Source organism: Mycolicibacterium fluoranthenivorans (assembly GCF_011758805.1).
Taxonomy (GTDB): Bacteria; Actinomycetota; Actinomycetes; order Mycobacteriales; family Mycobacteriaceae; genus Mycobacterium; species Mycobacterium fluoranthenivorans.
The window spans coordinates 38,455-54,384 of sequence record NZ_JAANOW010000002.1; the positions used below are offsets into that span (position 1 = coordinate 38,455).

The window sequence follows — 15,930 nt, forward strand, 5'->3', positions numbered from 1 at the left end:
TTCTCTTCTGAACTGTGTCAACAATCGCTGACACTCCCCAGAAGAGAAGTGATCAGGTCTCGGTGGTGCCGCACCTTGCGGTGGTCGGCGACGACCCAAGCGGTAGTCTGGACGCGCTTGCGCGAGTGGCGGAACGGCAGACGCGATGGCTTTAGGTGCCATTGTCCTTTGGGCGTGGGGGTTCGAATCCCCCCTCGCGCACCATGTGAGTGCTTCAGGATCGTCACCGATGTCGCCAACGTGAGTGTCTTGCGCAGGTGGTCGGTTCTCGTCCGCGTCTAGCATGGAGTGATCCCGCAGCGACCCCGCCGGGTTACTACGGGCTGTTAGCGCAGGTGTCGACCATGGCAGAGCTCCACTCGGGCGGAAACGACACGAAGGCCGGGACGCTGACCGCCCAGCAGTCCAGCGCTGACACCGCGGACCTCCTTGCCGGCGTCGGTGCCCTTGCGAGCCTGGTGGCCGGCAGCCTCGGACTGCCGGAATTGCTCACCGAGGTAGCGGGATTCGCGGTTCGCGCAATACCCGGTGCAGATGGCGCGGGCGTGACATTGCTGCAGGCCGACCAGCCAGGCGACACCATCGAAGCATTGGCTGCGAGTGCACCATTCGTCGCCGAGATCGATCACGTGCAGTACGTCACCCTCAACGAGGGGCCCTGTATCACCGCCGTGCAGGAAGGGCGCACGGTGCGCTCCGGCTTCTTGGGCGGAGAGGATATGTGGCCGCTCTTCGGTCCGCACGTCAGCGATATGGGTATCCACAGTGCGTTGTCCCTGCCGCTACTGATGCCTGGGAAGGTGATCGGTGCGATCAACGTCTATGCCCACGGCAAGGGTGTCTTCGATGAGCATGCGGCGGGCCTCGGAGAGCTTTTCGCCAAACCGGCTGCGGTGGCGGTACACAACGCCCAGATTCTCAGTCAGGCGCTTGCGCTCACGGTTCAGCTGCGGGCCGCCTTGTCGGTCCGGCCGGTAATCGACCAGGCAATCGGCCTGCTTCGGGGTCGTAGCGGGCTGAGCGCAGAGGATGCCCTGGCCCAACTCCGGGCGATGAGTCAAAGCGAACACCGCAAGATGGTGGATATTGCCCAGAGCATTCTGGATGAGGCCGTCCGCCGCGCTCGTGCCCGGCGCAACCGAACCTGAACCCGTAGCCGCGGGGTGATATCAATCGTGGCGGGTATTGATCGGCCACGGGTCGTTCTGCATTTGACGCACGTTTCCCGCGCAGTTTGTGTGTGCCGTGAAGAAACTCGTGATCTGGTCCCACGGTGTCGTTCTAAATGTCTCTTTAAATCCCATGTCTGGCGCCGTCGGATATCTCATACCCGTCGTTGACCGTATCGTCGGGGGATTAGCTGTCATCAAGGAAATCGGCGCGTGGCGCCGATTGTGAACTGATCCGCCCATGTCCTATGGCCGGCCGAGATTCGAGTTATCTCCTGCGAAGTCGCAGGTGAACGTTTCGGCGGTCGCCCGCGAAGGGACTCGAACGCGACGCGGGGTCCCTTGGTTGGGGTCTCGCCACCAAGGGCGCACCCGAATTCGCCCTGCTGACGGCCCGTGGTGTTCGTGAGGGTGAAGCCGGGGCTAGGCGACGTGTCCAGCAAATATTAACGGCCATTCCAGAAGTCGCTTGACCAGATTGCTTGTAAGGGCGCGTTGCGGCACAGGTGTGGCGTCGTTGGGCGGTTGAACTGTGGTTTCGTCTGGTAATCCGGGGGGTATCACTAATCGGGATTGAGTCACGTGGAGGCTGATGCGTTAGCTTCAGGGTCGATGTGTGACGGTTGACACGTACACGTAGCAAAGCTATGGTTCGAAGTACTCAAGATCCATCGAGGAACGACGCGATCGCTGGGGCCACGACAATGGTCTCCAGCCTGCAAGGGGGCATCACCGGCGGTTTCACTGCCGCCACCGGTTCGGACCATCAACGTCCCCGGTCATGCGAGTGCGCATCCGCACATAAATCGTTCCACTCCAGTCGTCGTCTCACGCTGCGGCTGATGATGGAAATCGATATCGACACGCATCGACACGAAGTTAAATCAACAGCTTCGTCTGCGACCTGCTTTCAATAATTCTTGTCGACCGACCGTCGGCATGTTCAGGCTCACGCTTCGGTGAATGCGAAGCGTGCCAAAAGCCGGATCAAGCGGCGCGTTTAAGGGAATTGCCGCCTAGCTAGGTGCACACATAATTCGCAGAAATAGATCCACGAATTCATCGTGCCCTGCTGCCCGAAATCACCAGAAAATGTCTATAGGAGATCGAAAATGAGAAACTACATCTATCCGTGCGCGACCGGTATTGCCATGGTCGGGGCGGGCGCCGCGTTGGCCCTCGGAGCGGGCGCCGCGCATGCGTCACCCCTGCTGGCTCCCTCGCCCGCCCCTCTGACGTCCCTTCAATCACCGTCGGCGGGTGTGCAGTGCCTCATGGTGGCGACCGGATGCCCGTCAGGTGTCGTGACGACGACGAGTGGCGCCGTCAGTTACTTGGCACTCACGCCCACTCCGAACGCCCTGGCCGCTGCCTTCGTCGGTCCCACAATGCACTCGCCGCTCTACAACCTCATCGGCATCGGCAACTTCATCCCGATCGTGAACATCTTCGTCAGCAATGGGGCCAACGGTGCGGCAGGCACGGGCGCCAACGGCGGTAACGGCGGCCTGTTGATGGGCTTCGGTGGTGCCGGTGGATCCGGTGCCGTAGGCCAAGCCGGCGGCAGCGGCGGCAAGGGCGGGTTCTTCGTCGGCAACGGCGGTGGCGGCGGGGCCGGCGGGATCGGCGCGTCGGGCGGCAACGGCGGTAACGCCGGCACCTTGGCGCTGCTCGGTCACGGCGGTAACGGCGGCGTCGGGGGGAGCGGTTCGGCAGGCACAGTCGGTGCGACGGGCGCGGGCATCGCTGCCAGCGGTACGACCGGGACAACTGGCGCGGTGGGCGGGACCGGAGCCGACGGCGTCAATCCCGCCGCGGGCGGTCCTGCGGGAGTTGCAGGTGCTGAGGGTGCCGCAGGCACAGTGACCGGTGGCGACGGCCTCCCCGGTACTTCGGGCAACCCCGGCGGCGCCGGCGGCGCGGGTGGCGCGGTGGCAGGCACGGCCCTGGTGGCAACGGGCGGTACCGGCGCCGACGGCGCCAGCGGTACCGATGGTGGCAACGGTGGAGCCGGAGGCGCGGGCGGCGCCTCCTCGACAACGGGTGCCGGTGGCACGGCCATTGGTGGTAGTGGTGCCAACGGTGGCAACGGCGGAACCGGGGCCACCGACGGCGGCGCCGGAGGTGCCGGTGGCGCGGGAGTCAGCGTCAGCGGAGTGGGTGTGGGCGGCAACGGTGGCATCGGCGGTGACGGTGGCATCGGCGCTGCCGGGCAGTCCGGTGGAGCAGGCGGCACCGGCGGTACCGGCACCACGGGTGCCAACGGCACCAACGTCGGAGGCACCGGCACCGCCGGCGGCCCGGCGGGCACCGGCGGCAACGGCGGCCGTGGCGGCCTCTTCGGCAGCGGCGGCGCTGCGGGTAGCGGCGGCACGGGTGGCAACGGCGGGGCGGGTGGCACCGGTCAAGCCGGTGGCAGCGGCGGCACGGGTGGTACCGGCGGCGCGGGTGGCACCGGTGGCAATGGCGATGCCGGCGGCAACGGTGGCTCCGGTGGAGCGGGCGGCGCAGGCACCGGCGCCGGCGGGACCGGGGTCGGTGGCACCGGCGGGGCCGGTGGTACCGGAGCCACCGGTGGTCCGGGCGGGTCCGGAGGGACCAGCGGAACCGGCGGCGCCGGCGGCACGGGTGGTACCGGTGCGGCAGGCGGCAGCGGTGGCACCGGTGGTAACGGTGCGGCAGCCGGTACTGCCGGTCACAGTGGCGTTTTCGGCAGCAACGGCCATACCGGCACCACGGGTGCCAACGGTGCGACGGGTAACGCCGGGTCGACCGGCTCCACCGGGGCGACGGGGAGCACCGGTGCCTCCGGTGCGACCGGCAACGCCGGCAGCAGCGGCGCCGGTGGCAACGCCGGCTCTCCCGGAGCGAATGGCGCGTCGTCGTAGTCGATAGCGCAACGCTGCAGTAAACGAGTGCTGTGAGGACATCAGGGGCGTCGGCTGTGCCGGCGCCCCTGATGTCGTGGCAGCTCGACCACCGGCTGCAGTTCGACCGAACAATCCGGTGGAACCTTCGTTCAGGGCAGCATCTTTCACCTGTCAGGGCCTGTGTATCTGCGGATTCGTGATTGCCGCCACCCGCATCGTTCTCGGCGTTTCCGGCCCTATACTTCTGCCAACTTTGCGCAGGACGGGGACAGCATGACGACGGGGTTCGTGCCGAGTTCGGAGAGCGCAATGGTCCGTGGCCTGCAGCTTCAGCTCGGGTTGCGGATACTGCTGGCCGCCTTCATCGCCGCCACGCTGTTGTGGCAGCCGCCCGACAACCATCTCTGGCTGCATTGGGGTGTGGCCCTCACCTATGCCGTGGTGGTCGCCGCGTGGGCGGTGTGGGGGCTGCGCTCCGCGCGCCGATCGCCCGCCGAGCCCGCGCGTTCGGTGGCACTTTTCATGCTGGGCGCGGATCTGACTGTGGTGGCGGTGCTTTCGGTCGAGGCCGGGATCAGCTCGCCGCAAGCCTGGACCTCCGATGTGCTGCAGTACGGACTGTTCCTGATCCCGCTGATCGCCGCCGCCCAACTCGATCCCGTCATCAGCGCCATCGTCGCCGTCCCCGCGATCGTCACCTTCTTTGCCATCAACTGCGTCAACAGGTCCGTCAACGATGACGAGCCGTGGGGATCGATCGTGGTGACGACGGGGGTGCTGTCCGGGCTGGCAGCCGGTTCGGTGGCACTGTCGTGGATTCAGCAGTCCAATACCCGGACCATCGCCGGCCTGGCCCAGGAACGGGCCGGGTTGCTCGAAGAGGTGATCGGCCTCGAGAAGCGCGAACGCCAGTCGCTCTCGGAACGCCTACATGACGGCGCACTGCAGTACGTGCTCGCGGCCAAACGCGAGATGGAGGAAGTTCGCGAGGGATCGACCGACGGGATGGATCGCGTCGAGCTCGCGTTGGGGGAGTCATCGCGGCTGTTGCGCGACGTGGTGCGTGAACTGCATCCCGAGGTGCTGGCCCGGTCCGGGCTCAAGGCTGCGCTCACCAGCCTGGCCGACGGTATCGCCGCCCGGACCGCACTCGACGTCTCGGTGGATGCCGGCAGCTGGCCGGACGATCTGCGCACCGAGGCCGACCATCTGCTCTACGGCGCGGCCCGGGAGTTCTCCACGAACGTGATCAAGCACGCCAAGGCCGACAGCCTCCGGTTCACCCTCTGCCGTGCCGACGGCCGGGCGCTGTTGCGTATCGCCGACGACGGGGTGGGCATCCCGCCGGACCGGCTGGCGATGGCAGTCGAGAACGGCCACATCGGGTTCGCCTCGGTCCGGGCCAAGGTGCTCGCCGCCGGCGGCGACTTCGAGGTCACCGGCGCACCGGGCACCACGATCTCGATCGCGCTGCCGGTGCCCGGCACGGACTGAGAGGCACGTGTCGTACTCTCGTCCGAGCGTTTGCCCAGACGAAGGAGTCCGTGTGCAGATCGATCCGGCCGCGACCGCCTGGCTGCTCGCCAGTACCGCGTTGGTCTTGTTGATGACCCCTGGTCTGGCCATCTTCTACGGCGGTATGGTCCGTTCGACCGGCGTGCTCAACATGATCATGATGAGCTTCATCGCCATCCCGGTGGTCACCGTGACGTGGCTGCTGGCCGGGTACAGCCTGGCCTTCGGCGCTGACGCCGGCGGCGGCCTGATCGGCAACCTGGATCATCTGGGCCTGGCGAACATCGACCTCACCGCCGTCCGGTCCAACGTTCCCGAGCTGTTGTTCGTCACCTTCCAGTTGGCGTTCGCGATCCTCACCGCGGCACTGGTCAGCGGTGCGATCGCCGACCGGGCCAGGTTCTCCGCGTGGATCGTGTTCCTGCCGCTGTGGACCTTGCTGGTGTACGCGCCGGTGGCGCACTGGGTGTGGGGTCCGGGCGGTTGGCTGACGACCTTTGGTGCCCTGGACTACGCGGGTGGACTCGTCGTCGAAATCGTCTCGGGGGCATCGGCGTTGGCGCTGGCGTTGGTGCTCGGGCCCCGTATCGGGTTCAAGTCCGAACCCATGCGCCCGCACAACCTGCCGTTCGTTCTGCTCGGGGTCGGCCTGCTGTGGTTCGGCTGGTTCGGCTTCAACGCCGGTTCGGCCTTCGCCGTGGACGGCAAGGCCGCCGTGATCTTCCTCAACACGCTGGTGGCCGGCTGTCTGGGCATGCTGGGTTGGCTCGCGGTCGAGCGGGTGCGCGACGGTCGTCCGACCACGTTCGGTGCGGCCTCCGGTGTGGTCGCCGGCCTGGTCGCCATCACGCCCTCATGCGGGTTCGTGACGCCGATCGGTGCGGCCCTCGTCGGGACCGCGGCCGGCGTGGTCTGCTCGTTCGCCATCGGGTGGAAGTTCCGGGCCGGCTACGACGATTCGCTCGACGTGGTCGGTGTGCATTTCGTCGGTGGCGTCGTGGGCACCTTCCTGATCGGCCTGCTGGCCGCCGAGATGGTCTCCGGCGGGCCCGCGGGCCTGTTCTACGGGGGCGGACTGACCCAGCTGGGCAAGCAGTCACTGGCCATCGTCGCGGTCGCGGTGTTCGCGTTCGCGGTGACGTACGGGATCGGCAAGCTCATCACCGTGACCTTCGGTTTCCGGGTTACCCGCGAAGACGAGCTGGCGGGCATCGACTTCACCCAGCACGCCGAGACGGCGTACGCCGAGGGTGTGCACGGGCATCAGCACAAGCGGCCGGGTGTGCAGTAGTCGGTCAGCGCGGCCCGTCCACGGCGAAGGTGCCCTTGTCATCCTGGAACACCACGGTGACATGGCGCACGGCGCCGTCGATCTCCACCTCACAGGTGAAACTGTCGCCTTTGGCGGCAGCCGGATTCTTGCCCCCGTTGCACCGCATTGCGCTGATGGTGTTGGACCCGTAGCCGTTGATCGGATCGGAGAGGATCTCCCGCACACCGGCTTCGGCTTGCGCGACATCGATCACGGTGCTGTCGCGGAACTTCCACGCCCAGATGCTCACGCCCGCGACGATGAGCAGCACCACCGCACCGGCGATGCCCCCGAGTAGCACCATGTTCGGGCCCGACGTCTGGTTCGGCGCCCGGTGCGAGGCGGGCGGCTGCGGCGGCAGCCGGTAGCGATGGGGATCCGGCTGCGGTGGTGGTGGTGGGCGCTGCGGGGGCGGCGGATACGGCGCGCGCGGGGCAGGCGCGCCCGGCGGGGGAGCACCACCCGGTTTGGTCCACCACGGCTGGATCGGGTCGGTGGGCGGAGTCGTCATGGGGCCTCAGAACGTGGATGCATACTGCTCCATCGACTCGGTGTGCTCACTGCCGTCGGGACCGGTGATGATCAGCGCGGTATTGCGGATCTGATAGCGGGTGCCATCGGTGCGGTTGGTGATGTCGAAACCACCGCCCGGTACGTGCACGGCGCCGCCGAGTTCGATACCGGCGTTATCGCTCAGCCGGACTCCGCGGTAGACGAAAGCCCCCGACGGTGTTTCGCAGATGACCACTGCCGACAGCGCGGTCAGCCCCAGCGTCACCGGGACCTGGCCCGGATCACACCGGGCGCCGGGGTAGGCCAAGAAGCCCAGGGCATCGGTGCCGGGCAGGGAGGCCCGGGCGGCGATGGTCGAGGAGATCGCCGTAGTGGGGATCGCCGTCGCGGTGCGTGTCACCGTCGCCTGGACCGCCGCCGGGGGGCTTGCCGTGGTCTGGCGGCCCAACATGAGCCATGCCCCGATACCGGCCATCGCGATCAGCGTGCCCACACCGATCACCGAGAGCAGGGCCGGAAGGGTGGAACGCTTTGGCGCAGAGACTTTTTCGGATCCTGACTGGTTGAGGACCGTGGGCGCCGAAGGCGTAGTGGATATCGCGGTCGCCGCCGCGGTGGCCGCCCGTGCCAGCGTGCCCGCCGTCGGGCAGCGCTGCGCCGGGTCCTTGGCCATCCCCCAGGTGACGACGTCGTCGAACGCCCGGCTGATCCCCGGGCGCGCCACACTGGGTCGCGGCGGTGGGGACGAGAGGTGCGCATTCATCAGCACGGCGACATCGCTCGCGGGGAACGGCGGTGCACCTGTGAGCAATTCGTAGAGCAGGCAGGCCAGCGAATAGACGTCGGTCGGCGGGCCCACCGCACCGTCGGTGAACCGTTCGGGCGCCATATACGCGCAGGACCCGATGGCGGAGCCGGCGGTGGTCAGCCCGCTGTCGGTGCCGGAGCGGGCAATGCCGAAGTCCACCAGATAGGCGAAATCCTCCGGGGTCAGCAGGACGTTCTCGGGTTTGACGTCGCGGTGCGTCAAGCCGCCGGCGTGGGCGGCGTCCAGCGCGGCCGCGATCTGGGTGATCACGGCCACCGCGCGGAGCGGGTGCAGTGGGCCCTGCTGGGCCAGTACGGATTTCAGGTTGTACCCGGAGACCAGACGCATATCGATATAGAGCACGCCGTCGATCTCGCCGAAGTCATGGACGGGTATCACATGCGGCTCGTGCAGCTGCGCCGCGATCCGGGATTCGCGCCGGAACCGTTCCTGGAACGACGGATCGGCGGCCAGCTCCGGTCGCAGCAGCTTGAGCGCGACCATGCGTCCCTTGACTGTATCGAAGGCCTGGTACACCTCACCCATACCGCCGACGCCCAGCAGCGCGCGCAGGTCGTAGGGCCCGAACCTCTCACCGACCCGGATCGCCATCAGGAGAACCTCTGGTAGCACTGGTCGGCATCGCCCTGCAGGCCCGCACGGTAGGCCAGGATGCGAGTGAAGCCGGCCAGCGCGGTCACGCCATCGACATCGCTGGCGACCAGTCCGCTGGTGAGCAGGCCGGAGATCGCCTCATCGGTATCGCCGGCGGAGAGCATCAACGGGCTGCCGGGCTCGCTCATCTTGCTCTGCGCGACGCCGGTCAGGCACGCGGTCCGCAACGCGGTGGTGGTCGACTGCAGCGGCGCGCCACGTTCGTGTTGCAGCGCAAGCACATAGCGGGAGGTGACCATCGACAGTGCGGTGTTGTCGCCCTGGAGCAGCACTCCCTGGCTCTCGCTGCGCGGCGTGCCGACGTCCTCGAGGGCGGGCATGTCGATGCCGATGGTGTTGGTGGCCGGGCAGTACGACGCGGGCGAGGTCGCCTTGGCGTCGGGGCAGGTTCCCGGTTCCAGACTCAGCTGCGGCGGGTTGGCGGGGGTGAAGATCTGGTTCAGCGAGGCCATCAATTTGGTGAGCAGATTCTCGTCGATGGGGCTGTCGCCGTTGGCCGGAGCGCCGTAGGCGTCGTAGGACAAGAACTGCGGAAGGTCGCCCTGGCGCTTCTTGATCTCGTCCATGTTGATCGCCGCACACTGATCGGCATTGCCGCTGAACCCGATCTGGAAGGCGCTGATCCGGTCCAGGGCGGAACCGTGGGCGTCACCGGCGGCCAGTGCCTCTTCCTGGGTCATCAGCGGGTCGCGGATGTAGATGGCGCCGGCCAGCACATGATTGAGGCCGTCGCCGGTGGACAACGAGAAACGCGGCGATTTGTCGGCGGCCACCCAGTGCAGATACACGCCCGCGAAACAGTCGGCCTGCTGCTCCTTGACCAGGACCGGTGTGCCCTTCTCCACCAGATGGGCCTTGGCCTGGACGGCGTGGCCGAACTCGTGCGCCATGATCCCGACGACACCCATGTTGCCGAAGTACTTCGCCGCGCCCGGGATGAAACTGCCTCGGTCCCAAGCCATCGTGTCGTTGCTGAAGCAGTAGAAGGCGTTGGCCATATCGGTCAGGCCGCCGCCGCACACGTCCGGGTTGGTGGTGCTGTTGGAGTCGTAGGACACCAGCCCGGAGATCGGCGAGAAGGTACCGGTGAGCGCCCCGTTCCAGTTGTGCGACCAGAAGTCCTCCAGGTCGTCGACCGCGAGCAGGGCCAGGCGGTCGGCGGGGCCGCCGTCGCTGTTGGCAGCGGTGTGTGTGGGATCGGGGGCCCCGGCCCGTTGCCCGCTGTAGCCGTCCTTGGCCGGCAGGCCGCCGGCGCGGCTGGGGTCGTACAGCATGGACACCGCGTGCCCGTGGAGCACCGTTGTGCTGCAACCGGTCAGCAGCATCATTGCGGCCACTACGCAGCCGAGCAACGGACGAAGCGGGATGGTCATCGATCAGCCCGTGGTGGACATCGATCGAAGGTAGCCGGCCACGGTGTGCGCACCGGCCTGTTCCAGGCCGGCCCGCACCCGTTGCACGACGTCCCAGTTGAAGTCCCAGTTGAAACTGTGTTCGGGATAGCCGTCGCCGGTTGCGGTGCCGATGGCGACGGCGGCCGGAGCGGCCGTGGCCACCATGACCGTGCGTTGCGCCCACCGCTGCATGACGAAAAGGCTAACAAGGCGGCGGCGCGTCGGCGGCGCCGTCAGGGTGGCGTCAGGCGCCGGGTGCCGCGGCGCAGCGGTTCTTCAGATCGGTCAGGGGCTGCCGGATGGCTGTCAGCTCGTCATGGGTTTGTGGGTTCGCGGCGAGGTAGGCCTTCACCTTCGGCGAGGCCTGCTCGCGGGTGAGGCCTTTGAGGCTGCTGAAGAAGGCGTTGACGTCCGGGTGCGTGAAGAGGTACACCGAGGTGGCTGCCGACACGCCGGCCCGGACCTGCTCCAGATCGCCGGCGCTGCAGTTCGGCGGGTTCGCTGCCGGGTCCTGGTCGGCCAGCGCAGCGGGGATGGCACCGAACAATCCGAACAACGCGGATGCGGCGAGGGTGCCTGCGCCGATGGCCAGACGGGTCGGTCGGACGTGCATGTCTACTCCTTCTTCGGGTGACGGCGAGATGGCCGTGCGGTATCGCCGCAGCATTCAGTGTGTCGACCCGGCACTCTCGGCGCTCGCGGACACAGTCAACTCCCAGCGACTTCGGACAGGCCGCGCAGCGGGGGCTCAGTTCAGCCAGGGCGGATCCTGCCGCTGGTCTGGACGCCTACTTGGGCTGGTCGTCGACCTTGAAGTCGAACTTGACGTCGCCGCCCTTGACGCTCGTGACGGTGACGGTGACGCCGTAGGTCTCACCGGAATCGGTGAGCTCGCACTGCAGGGTCGCGCCCTTGTCGCCCTTGTCGCCCTTGAGGTCCGACGGGCAGGTCACCGATTCCGGGGCACGCCCGACCTGTTGGGTGAGCTGTTCGGAGATCTGCTCGGCGACGGCGTCCTTGTCCACCGTCTGCACGATGTCGAAGTTCACGGTCTTGCCGTCCACGCTGGTCACGGTGACGTTCACGCCGTAGTTCTTCTTGCCGTCGGACATCTTGCAGTCCAACGTGGCGCCGACCTCGGCCTTGAGGTCGGACGGGCACGTCACCGAATCGGGCTTGGTGCCGCCCTGCTCGGTGACCTTCTCACTGATCTGCTTCTGGACGTCGTCCTTGCTCACCGACGTAGTGCCGACCGACGTCGAGAAAGAGCACGCGGCCAGTGTTGCCGCAGCCGCCATCACCAATGGGGCAGCCAACCACCGATTCATGGAGCCTCCTTCACGTCGATGCATCGCGACCACAATCGCACATCTCACGCTGCGTAGTGTGCCGTCGGCGCTTATCGGTAGCGAACGGCGAGTGCTTTGCGGTGTGTGGCGGGCGAACCAAACAGCGATCGGTTCAAGGAGGCCCGTTTCAGGTAGACGTGGATCCCGCTTTCCCAGGTGTAGCCGATGCCGCCGTGCAACTGCATCGCTTTGCCGGCAACCTGCACAGCGGTGTCGCATGCGTAGGCCTTCGCCATAGACGCAGCCATCGACGCAGCCATAGACGCAGCCCCCGACGCGGCGTCCACGTCACACAGCCGGTCGACGGCGGCGTCCACCAGCCGGCGGGTCACCCGAATGTGCACCGCCATATCGGCACACGCGTGCTTGACCGCCTGAAACGATCCGATGGGTCGGCCGAACTGATGCCGCACGGTCACGTAACCGACCGTCGCGGCCAGCATGGCCTCGGCCAGCCCGAGGCTGTCGCAGGCGATCATGACCGCGGCGCGGTCGGCCAGCCGCCGCGCGGCCGCCGCCGGATCACCTGCGAACTGCCACACGTGGTGTACGGGCGCGCCGTCAGCGCGCACGGCGGCCAGCCGCCGGGTCTCGTCGAGCACCGGTTGTGCGGTCACCGTCACCCCGTCTGAATCCGGGGCGACGGCGGCCACCACGGGTGTGCCGGCGCCGTCCACCGCGAGTACCAGCAGCAGTGGGGCGGACGCGGCGTCGGCAACGAACTCGGCGTGCCCGTCCAGCTGGGCACCCTTGAGGGTGAACGCGGTACCGCCTGCGCCCCCGGTCGTCAGCGCAGCCACCGGGCAGGGCCGGCCCGTCGCGGCGGCGGTCAGCCAGTCGTCCCTGACCTCGTCCGCGACCAGCTCCAGCAGCGCCCCGATACCCAGCGTGGTTCCGAGGTAGCCGGTGCCGGACGCGGCCCGGCCCAGTTCCTCGGCGATGATCGCGGTTTCGGCGAAGGACACCCCGGCACCGCCGAGAGCGTCGGGGACCTCCAGCCCGGTCCAGCCGGCCTGCGCGACGGCATCGGCATCGGGGTCACCCTTGGCCAGCAGTTCCCTTGCCACGCTGCGCAGTTCACCGTGCAACTCGGCGTACTCGCGGGTCATCAGGACGCCGCCGGTTCGCGCGGCAGTCCGAGGCCGCGTTCGGCGATGATGGTGCGCTGGATCTCGCTGGCCCCGCCGGGGATGGTCCATTCCCAGGAGCCGATGAAATCGAGCACCCAGGCCCCGGACTCCCATCCGCTGGAGATCGGCTTGGCCAGTACGGTATGACCGGCCAACCCGGCGATCTCGGCGCCGAAATCCGTCATCCGTTGCAGCAGTTCGCTGTAGAACAGCTTCACCATCGAGGCGTCCGCCGGTGCCGGGTCGGGTGTCTCGACGAACTGCCGGCACATCCCACGCAGTCCGGTGATCTCGATCTCGAACTGCGCCAATCGGTCTGCGACCAGGGAATCATTGAGCACGTCGGCGCGGGCACACTCTGCCACCAGCCAGCCGAACCCGGCGTTGCCCAGCCGCTCGGCCAATTCCAGCATGGTCATCCCGCGTTCGGCGCCCAGCGTCTGCTGCGCCACCTGCCAGCCCTGGTTCTCCGGCCCGATCAAGTTGGCGGCCGGGATGTGGACATCGTTGAGAAAGATCTCGCAGAAATGGGATTCACCGGTGGCCTGCCTGATCGGCCGCACATCGATGCCGGGGCTGGTCATGTCCATGAGGAAGTACGAAATGCCGTGGCGTTTGGGTGCGTCCGGATCGGTGCGAGCCAACAGCAGGCACCAGTCGGCGTGCAATCCGCCGCTGGCCCACAGCTTCTGGCCGTTGACGACGTACTCCTCGCCGTCCCGGCGGGCCGTCGTCCGCAAGGCGGCCAGGTCGGACCCGGCCTCGGGTTCGGAGAAGCCCTGTACCCAGATCTCGCCGTCCAGGATGGCCGGCAGGTGGCGGCGGCGCTGCTCGTCGGTGCCCGCGGTCAGCAGGGTCGAGGCGGCGTGATGGATGCCGACGAACGCCAGCACCAGTCGGGGTGCGTCGTGGGCGGCCAGCTCGGAGTAGAGCGCCACCTGCTCGGCGACCGACATCCCGCCGCCCCATTCGCGCGGCCAATGCGGGACGGCGTAACCGGCCCTGTGCAATTCGGCGAACCACGCCTTCTGGAAACGTACGTACTCCGCATCGCTCACCCCGGTCTGGGCGGCGCGCCAGTCGGTGGGCACATGTTCCTCGCACCATTGCCGGACCTGGCGCCGGAAGTCCTGCAGGCTCATGCGCTGTAGAGCCCCGTCAATCCGTGCGCCTCCACCGCGTCGGCGAGCAGCTCGCGCGTCGCCGACAGGCCCCAGGGCAGCCGGCGCAGCGGCTGGCTGTGGCGCGACAGCCAGGACAGCGTCGTCTCGTCGCAGAAACCGACGGCGCCGTGGAGTTGATGGGCAACCCGGAACACCACGTCGGCAGCCTCCAGCGCGGCCAGCCGCAGTGCCAGCGCATCGGCGAGCTCCCCGCTCCACAGTGCGTACCGGGCCAGCATCTCCAGGCCGCCGCGTTCCACCTCGGCGTCGGTGAGCTGGAACTGGACGCCCTGGAACGCGGACAGCGGTTGGCCGAATTGCTGTCTCAGTTGCACATGGGCGATGGTGAGTTCCAGTGCCCGGTCCAGCATTCCGAGCAGCGTCCAGCACGGCAGCGTGACGGCGAGCGCGAGATCGGCCGTGCCGTCGCCGTCGAGCGCGCTGACCTGAAGGGAGGTGACAAAGCCGGCCCGGTCCTCGGAGGTGCCCGTCACCCGGCCCCGCCGGCCGGTAGCGGTGACGGTCGCCCACGTCCCGGCGATCCCGGCGAGGGTGCCTGCCGGGGCGTGCTCGGTGACGACGAGCAGTCCGTCGGCGTCGGCAGGGCGGGCCAGTCGTTCGGCCACCGGGTAGGGCAGGCCCCAATAGCCGGCGCTGCGGCACAGCGCCGCCGAGGCCTCTGCGGAGTCGGGATCGGTGCGGGGCTCCAGCTCCCACGCGCCCAGCCCGTCGAGCACCGGGGCCACCACCGTGTCGCGGGTGTCGGGATCGGCCTCGGCGCGTTGCAACAGCTCGTCGCCCCCGGCGGCTTCGAACGCCTTGCGCGCTTCGGCGCCGTACTCGTTGGCCTCGGGGCTCAGGTCGATGTTCACGAGGCCGCCAACAGTGTGCGGGCCAACAGGATTCGCTGCATCTCGATACTTCCCGAGGACACCGTGGAGGCCTGCGAGTACCGCCAGTGGTCCTCGACCTCGGCCCGGAAGTGCCGGGATTCTTGGTCGGGCAGGGCCGCAGTGATCTCCATCAACACCTCGGCACTGTCCTGGTCCAGTTTGGTCACCGCGATCCGATAGGCCGCGGAATCGGTGGGGCGCACCTGGCCGGTGCTCTGCAAGGCGACGATCCGATATGCCATCAGCCGGGCCCGGCGACAGTAGGTGAGCATCCGCGCCCACCGGCCGCGAAGTTCGGCGGGCAGGTCGGCCCAGCGATCGCCCAGCGCGCCGGGTGCCAACTGCAGCAGCCGTTCACACCGCGCGTAGCGGGCGATGCCGACCCGTTCGAAGGCCAGCACGTTCTGCACGATGGTCCAGCCGTCGTCCACGGTGCCGAGAAGGTCGGCGTCGGTCACCCGAAGGTCGTCGAAGAAGACCTCATTGAGATGGTGCGGACCCATCATGGTCCGGATGGGTCGCACGGTGATGCCGGGGGCGGACATCGGTACCAGGAAGATGCTCAGGCCGTGTTGCTTTTTTCGGGCTGCGCCCTCGCCGAGCTTCGAGGTTCGGGCGAGCAGGAAACACCAGTGCGCCATGGTTGCGTAGGAGGTCCAGATCTTCTGACCGTTGATCCGCCAGCCGTCCCCGTCACGCACCGCCGTGGTGCGCAGCGATGCCAGATCCGACCCGGCCTCGGGCTCGGAGAAGCCCTGGCACCAGATCACCTCGCCGGCCGCGATCGGCGGCAGATGGGTGCGCTGCTGCTCCTCGGTGCCGAAGCGCATGATGATCGGCCCCACCCAGTTCACGCCCATGTACTGCGCTCCGCGCGGTTCGTGGTGCGCCCACATCTCCTCGCGCACCACGGTCTGCTCCCACGGCGACGAGGCGCGCCCCCCGAATTCGGTGGGCCAGGACATGCACAGCAGCCCACGGTCGGCGAGCTCGTGGCAGAAGTTCTGGGCGACCTCCAGGTCAGCCGGGTCGTCGGTGAACGCGCCCAGGTAGTCGTCGGGCACATGCGATTTCACCAGCGCTCGCAGCTCGGTGCGCAGGGCAGCGGCGTCGGGCCCCATGTCGAAGTCCACAGCGGC

14 protein-coding genes and 1 tRNA gene are annotated in these 15,930 nt (G+C 67.9%); 5 read left to right on the top strand and 10 right to left on the bottom strand.

The features are described from left to right. The first annotated feature begins 119 nt into the window (after positions 1 to 119). The 5 genes from FHU31_RS18230 (at position 120) to FHU31_RS18250 (ending at position 6,845) form a co-directional block, all read left to right on the top strand. A tRNA-Leu gene (locus FHU31_RS18230) sits at positions 120 to 204 on the top strand. A gap of 140 nt (positions 205 to 344) precedes the next feature. Further along, a complete protein-coding gene (locus FHU31_RS18235) occupies positions 345 to 1,148 on the top strand; it encodes a GAF and ANTAR domain-containing protein (RefSeq protein WP_167161238.1) in 804 nt (267 codons plus the stop codon). 1,133 nt (positions 1,149 to 2,281) lie between these two features. Next, on the top strand, positions 2,282 to 4,057 hold the full coding sequence (locus FHU31_RS18240; RefSeq protein WP_167161240.1) for a PGRS repeat-containing protein: 1,776 nt from the start codon (positions 2,282 to 2,284) through the stop codon (positions 4,055 to 4,057). A gap of 255 nt (positions 4,058 to 4,312) precedes the next feature. Continuing rightward, positions 4,313 to 5,533: a sensor histidine kinase gene (locus FHU31_RS18245; RefSeq protein WP_167161242.1), complete on the top strand. Its 1,221-nt coding sequence runs from the start codon at positions 4,313 to 4,315 to the stop codon at positions 5,531 to 5,533. Between the two features lie 52 nt (positions 5,534 to 5,585). Beyond that, positions 5,586 to 6,845 carry an ammonium transporter gene (locus FHU31_RS18250; RefSeq protein WP_167161243.1) on the top strand — a complete coding sequence of 420 codons (1,260 nt, stop codon included), beginning with the start codon at positions 5,586 to 5,588 and terminating at the stop codon, positions 6,843 to 6,845. A 4-nt stretch (positions 6,846 to 6,849) separates the two neighbouring features. On the opposite strand, the gene FHU31_RS18255 is transcribed toward FHU31_RS18250, so the two are convergent. The 10 genes from FHU31_RS18255 to FHU31_RS18300 form a co-directional block, all read right to left on the bottom strand. Next, on the bottom strand, positions 6,850 to 7,377 hold the full coding sequence (locus FHU31_RS18255) for a DUF4333 domain-containing protein (protein ID WP_167161245.1): 528 nt from the start codon (positions 7,375 to 7,377) through the stop codon (positions 6,850 to 6,852). A 6-nt stretch (positions 7,378 to 7,383) separates the two neighbouring features. Then, the gene (locus FHU31_RS18260) at positions 7,384 to 8,799 is read right to left on the bottom strand and encodes a protein kinase domain-containing protein (protein WP_167161247.1); all 1,416 of its coding nucleotides are present in this window, start codon (positions 8,797 to 8,799) and stop codon (positions 7,384 to 7,386) included. Then, positions 8,799 to 10,235, bottom strand: coding sequence for a neutral zinc metallopeptidase (locus tag FHU31_RS18265; protein WP_208411101.1), 1,437 nt, complete (start codon positions 10,233 to 10,235; stop codon positions 8,799 to 8,801). Before FHU31_RS18265 ends, FHU31_RS18260 begins: the two co-directional genes overlap by 1 nt. 3 nt (positions 10,236 to 10,238) lie before the next feature. Further along, entirely contained in the window at positions 10,239 to 10,448 is a 210-nt protein-coding gene (locus tag FHU31_RS18270; RefSeq protein ID WP_167161249.1) for a hypothetical protein, read from the bottom strand. A 52-nt stretch (positions 10,449 to 10,500) separates the two neighbouring features. Next, positions 10,501 to 10,869, bottom strand: coding sequence for a heme-binding protein (locus tag FHU31_RS18275; protein WP_090352907.1), 369 nt, complete (start codon positions 10,867 to 10,869; stop codon positions 10,501 to 10,503). 175 nt (positions 10,870 to 11,044) lie between these two features. Next, positions 11,045 to 11,584, bottom strand: coding sequence for an anti-apoptotic protein (locus tag FHU31_RS18280; protein ID WP_167161251.1), 540 nt, complete (start codon positions 11,582 to 11,584; stop codon positions 11,045 to 11,047). 71 nt (positions 11,585 to 11,655) lie between these two features. After that, positions 11,656 to 12,714, bottom strand: a complete 1,059-nt coding sequence (locus tag FHU31_RS18285; protein WP_167161253.1) for an acyl-CoA dehydrogenase family protein — start codon at positions 12,712 to 12,714, stop codon at positions 11,656 to 11,658. Next, on the bottom strand, positions 12,714 to 13,877 hold the full coding sequence (locus FHU31_RS18290) for an acyl-CoA dehydrogenase family protein (protein WP_167161255.1): 1,164 nt from the start codon (positions 13,875 to 13,877) through the stop codon (positions 12,714 to 12,716). Before FHU31_RS18290 ends, FHU31_RS18285 begins: the two co-directional genes overlap by 1 nt. Then, positions 13,874 to 14,770 (bottom strand): acyl-CoA dehydrogenase family protein, encoded by an 897-nt coding sequence (locus FHU31_RS18295; RefSeq protein ID WP_167161257.1) that lies wholly within the window; start codon positions 14,768 to 14,770, stop codon positions 13,874 to 13,876. Before FHU31_RS18295 ends, FHU31_RS18290 begins: the two co-directional genes overlap by 4 nt. After that, complete coding sequence (locus FHU31_RS18300; RefSeq protein WP_167161259.1) at positions 14,767 to 15,924, bottom strand: acyl-CoA dehydrogenase family protein; 1,158 nt, start codon at positions 15,922 to 15,924, stop codon at positions 14,767 to 14,769. The genes FHU31_RS18295 and FHU31_RS18300 overlap by 4 nt, the downstream gene beginning before the upstream one ends. Between the last annotated feature and the right edge of the window lie 6 nt (positions 15,925 to 15,930).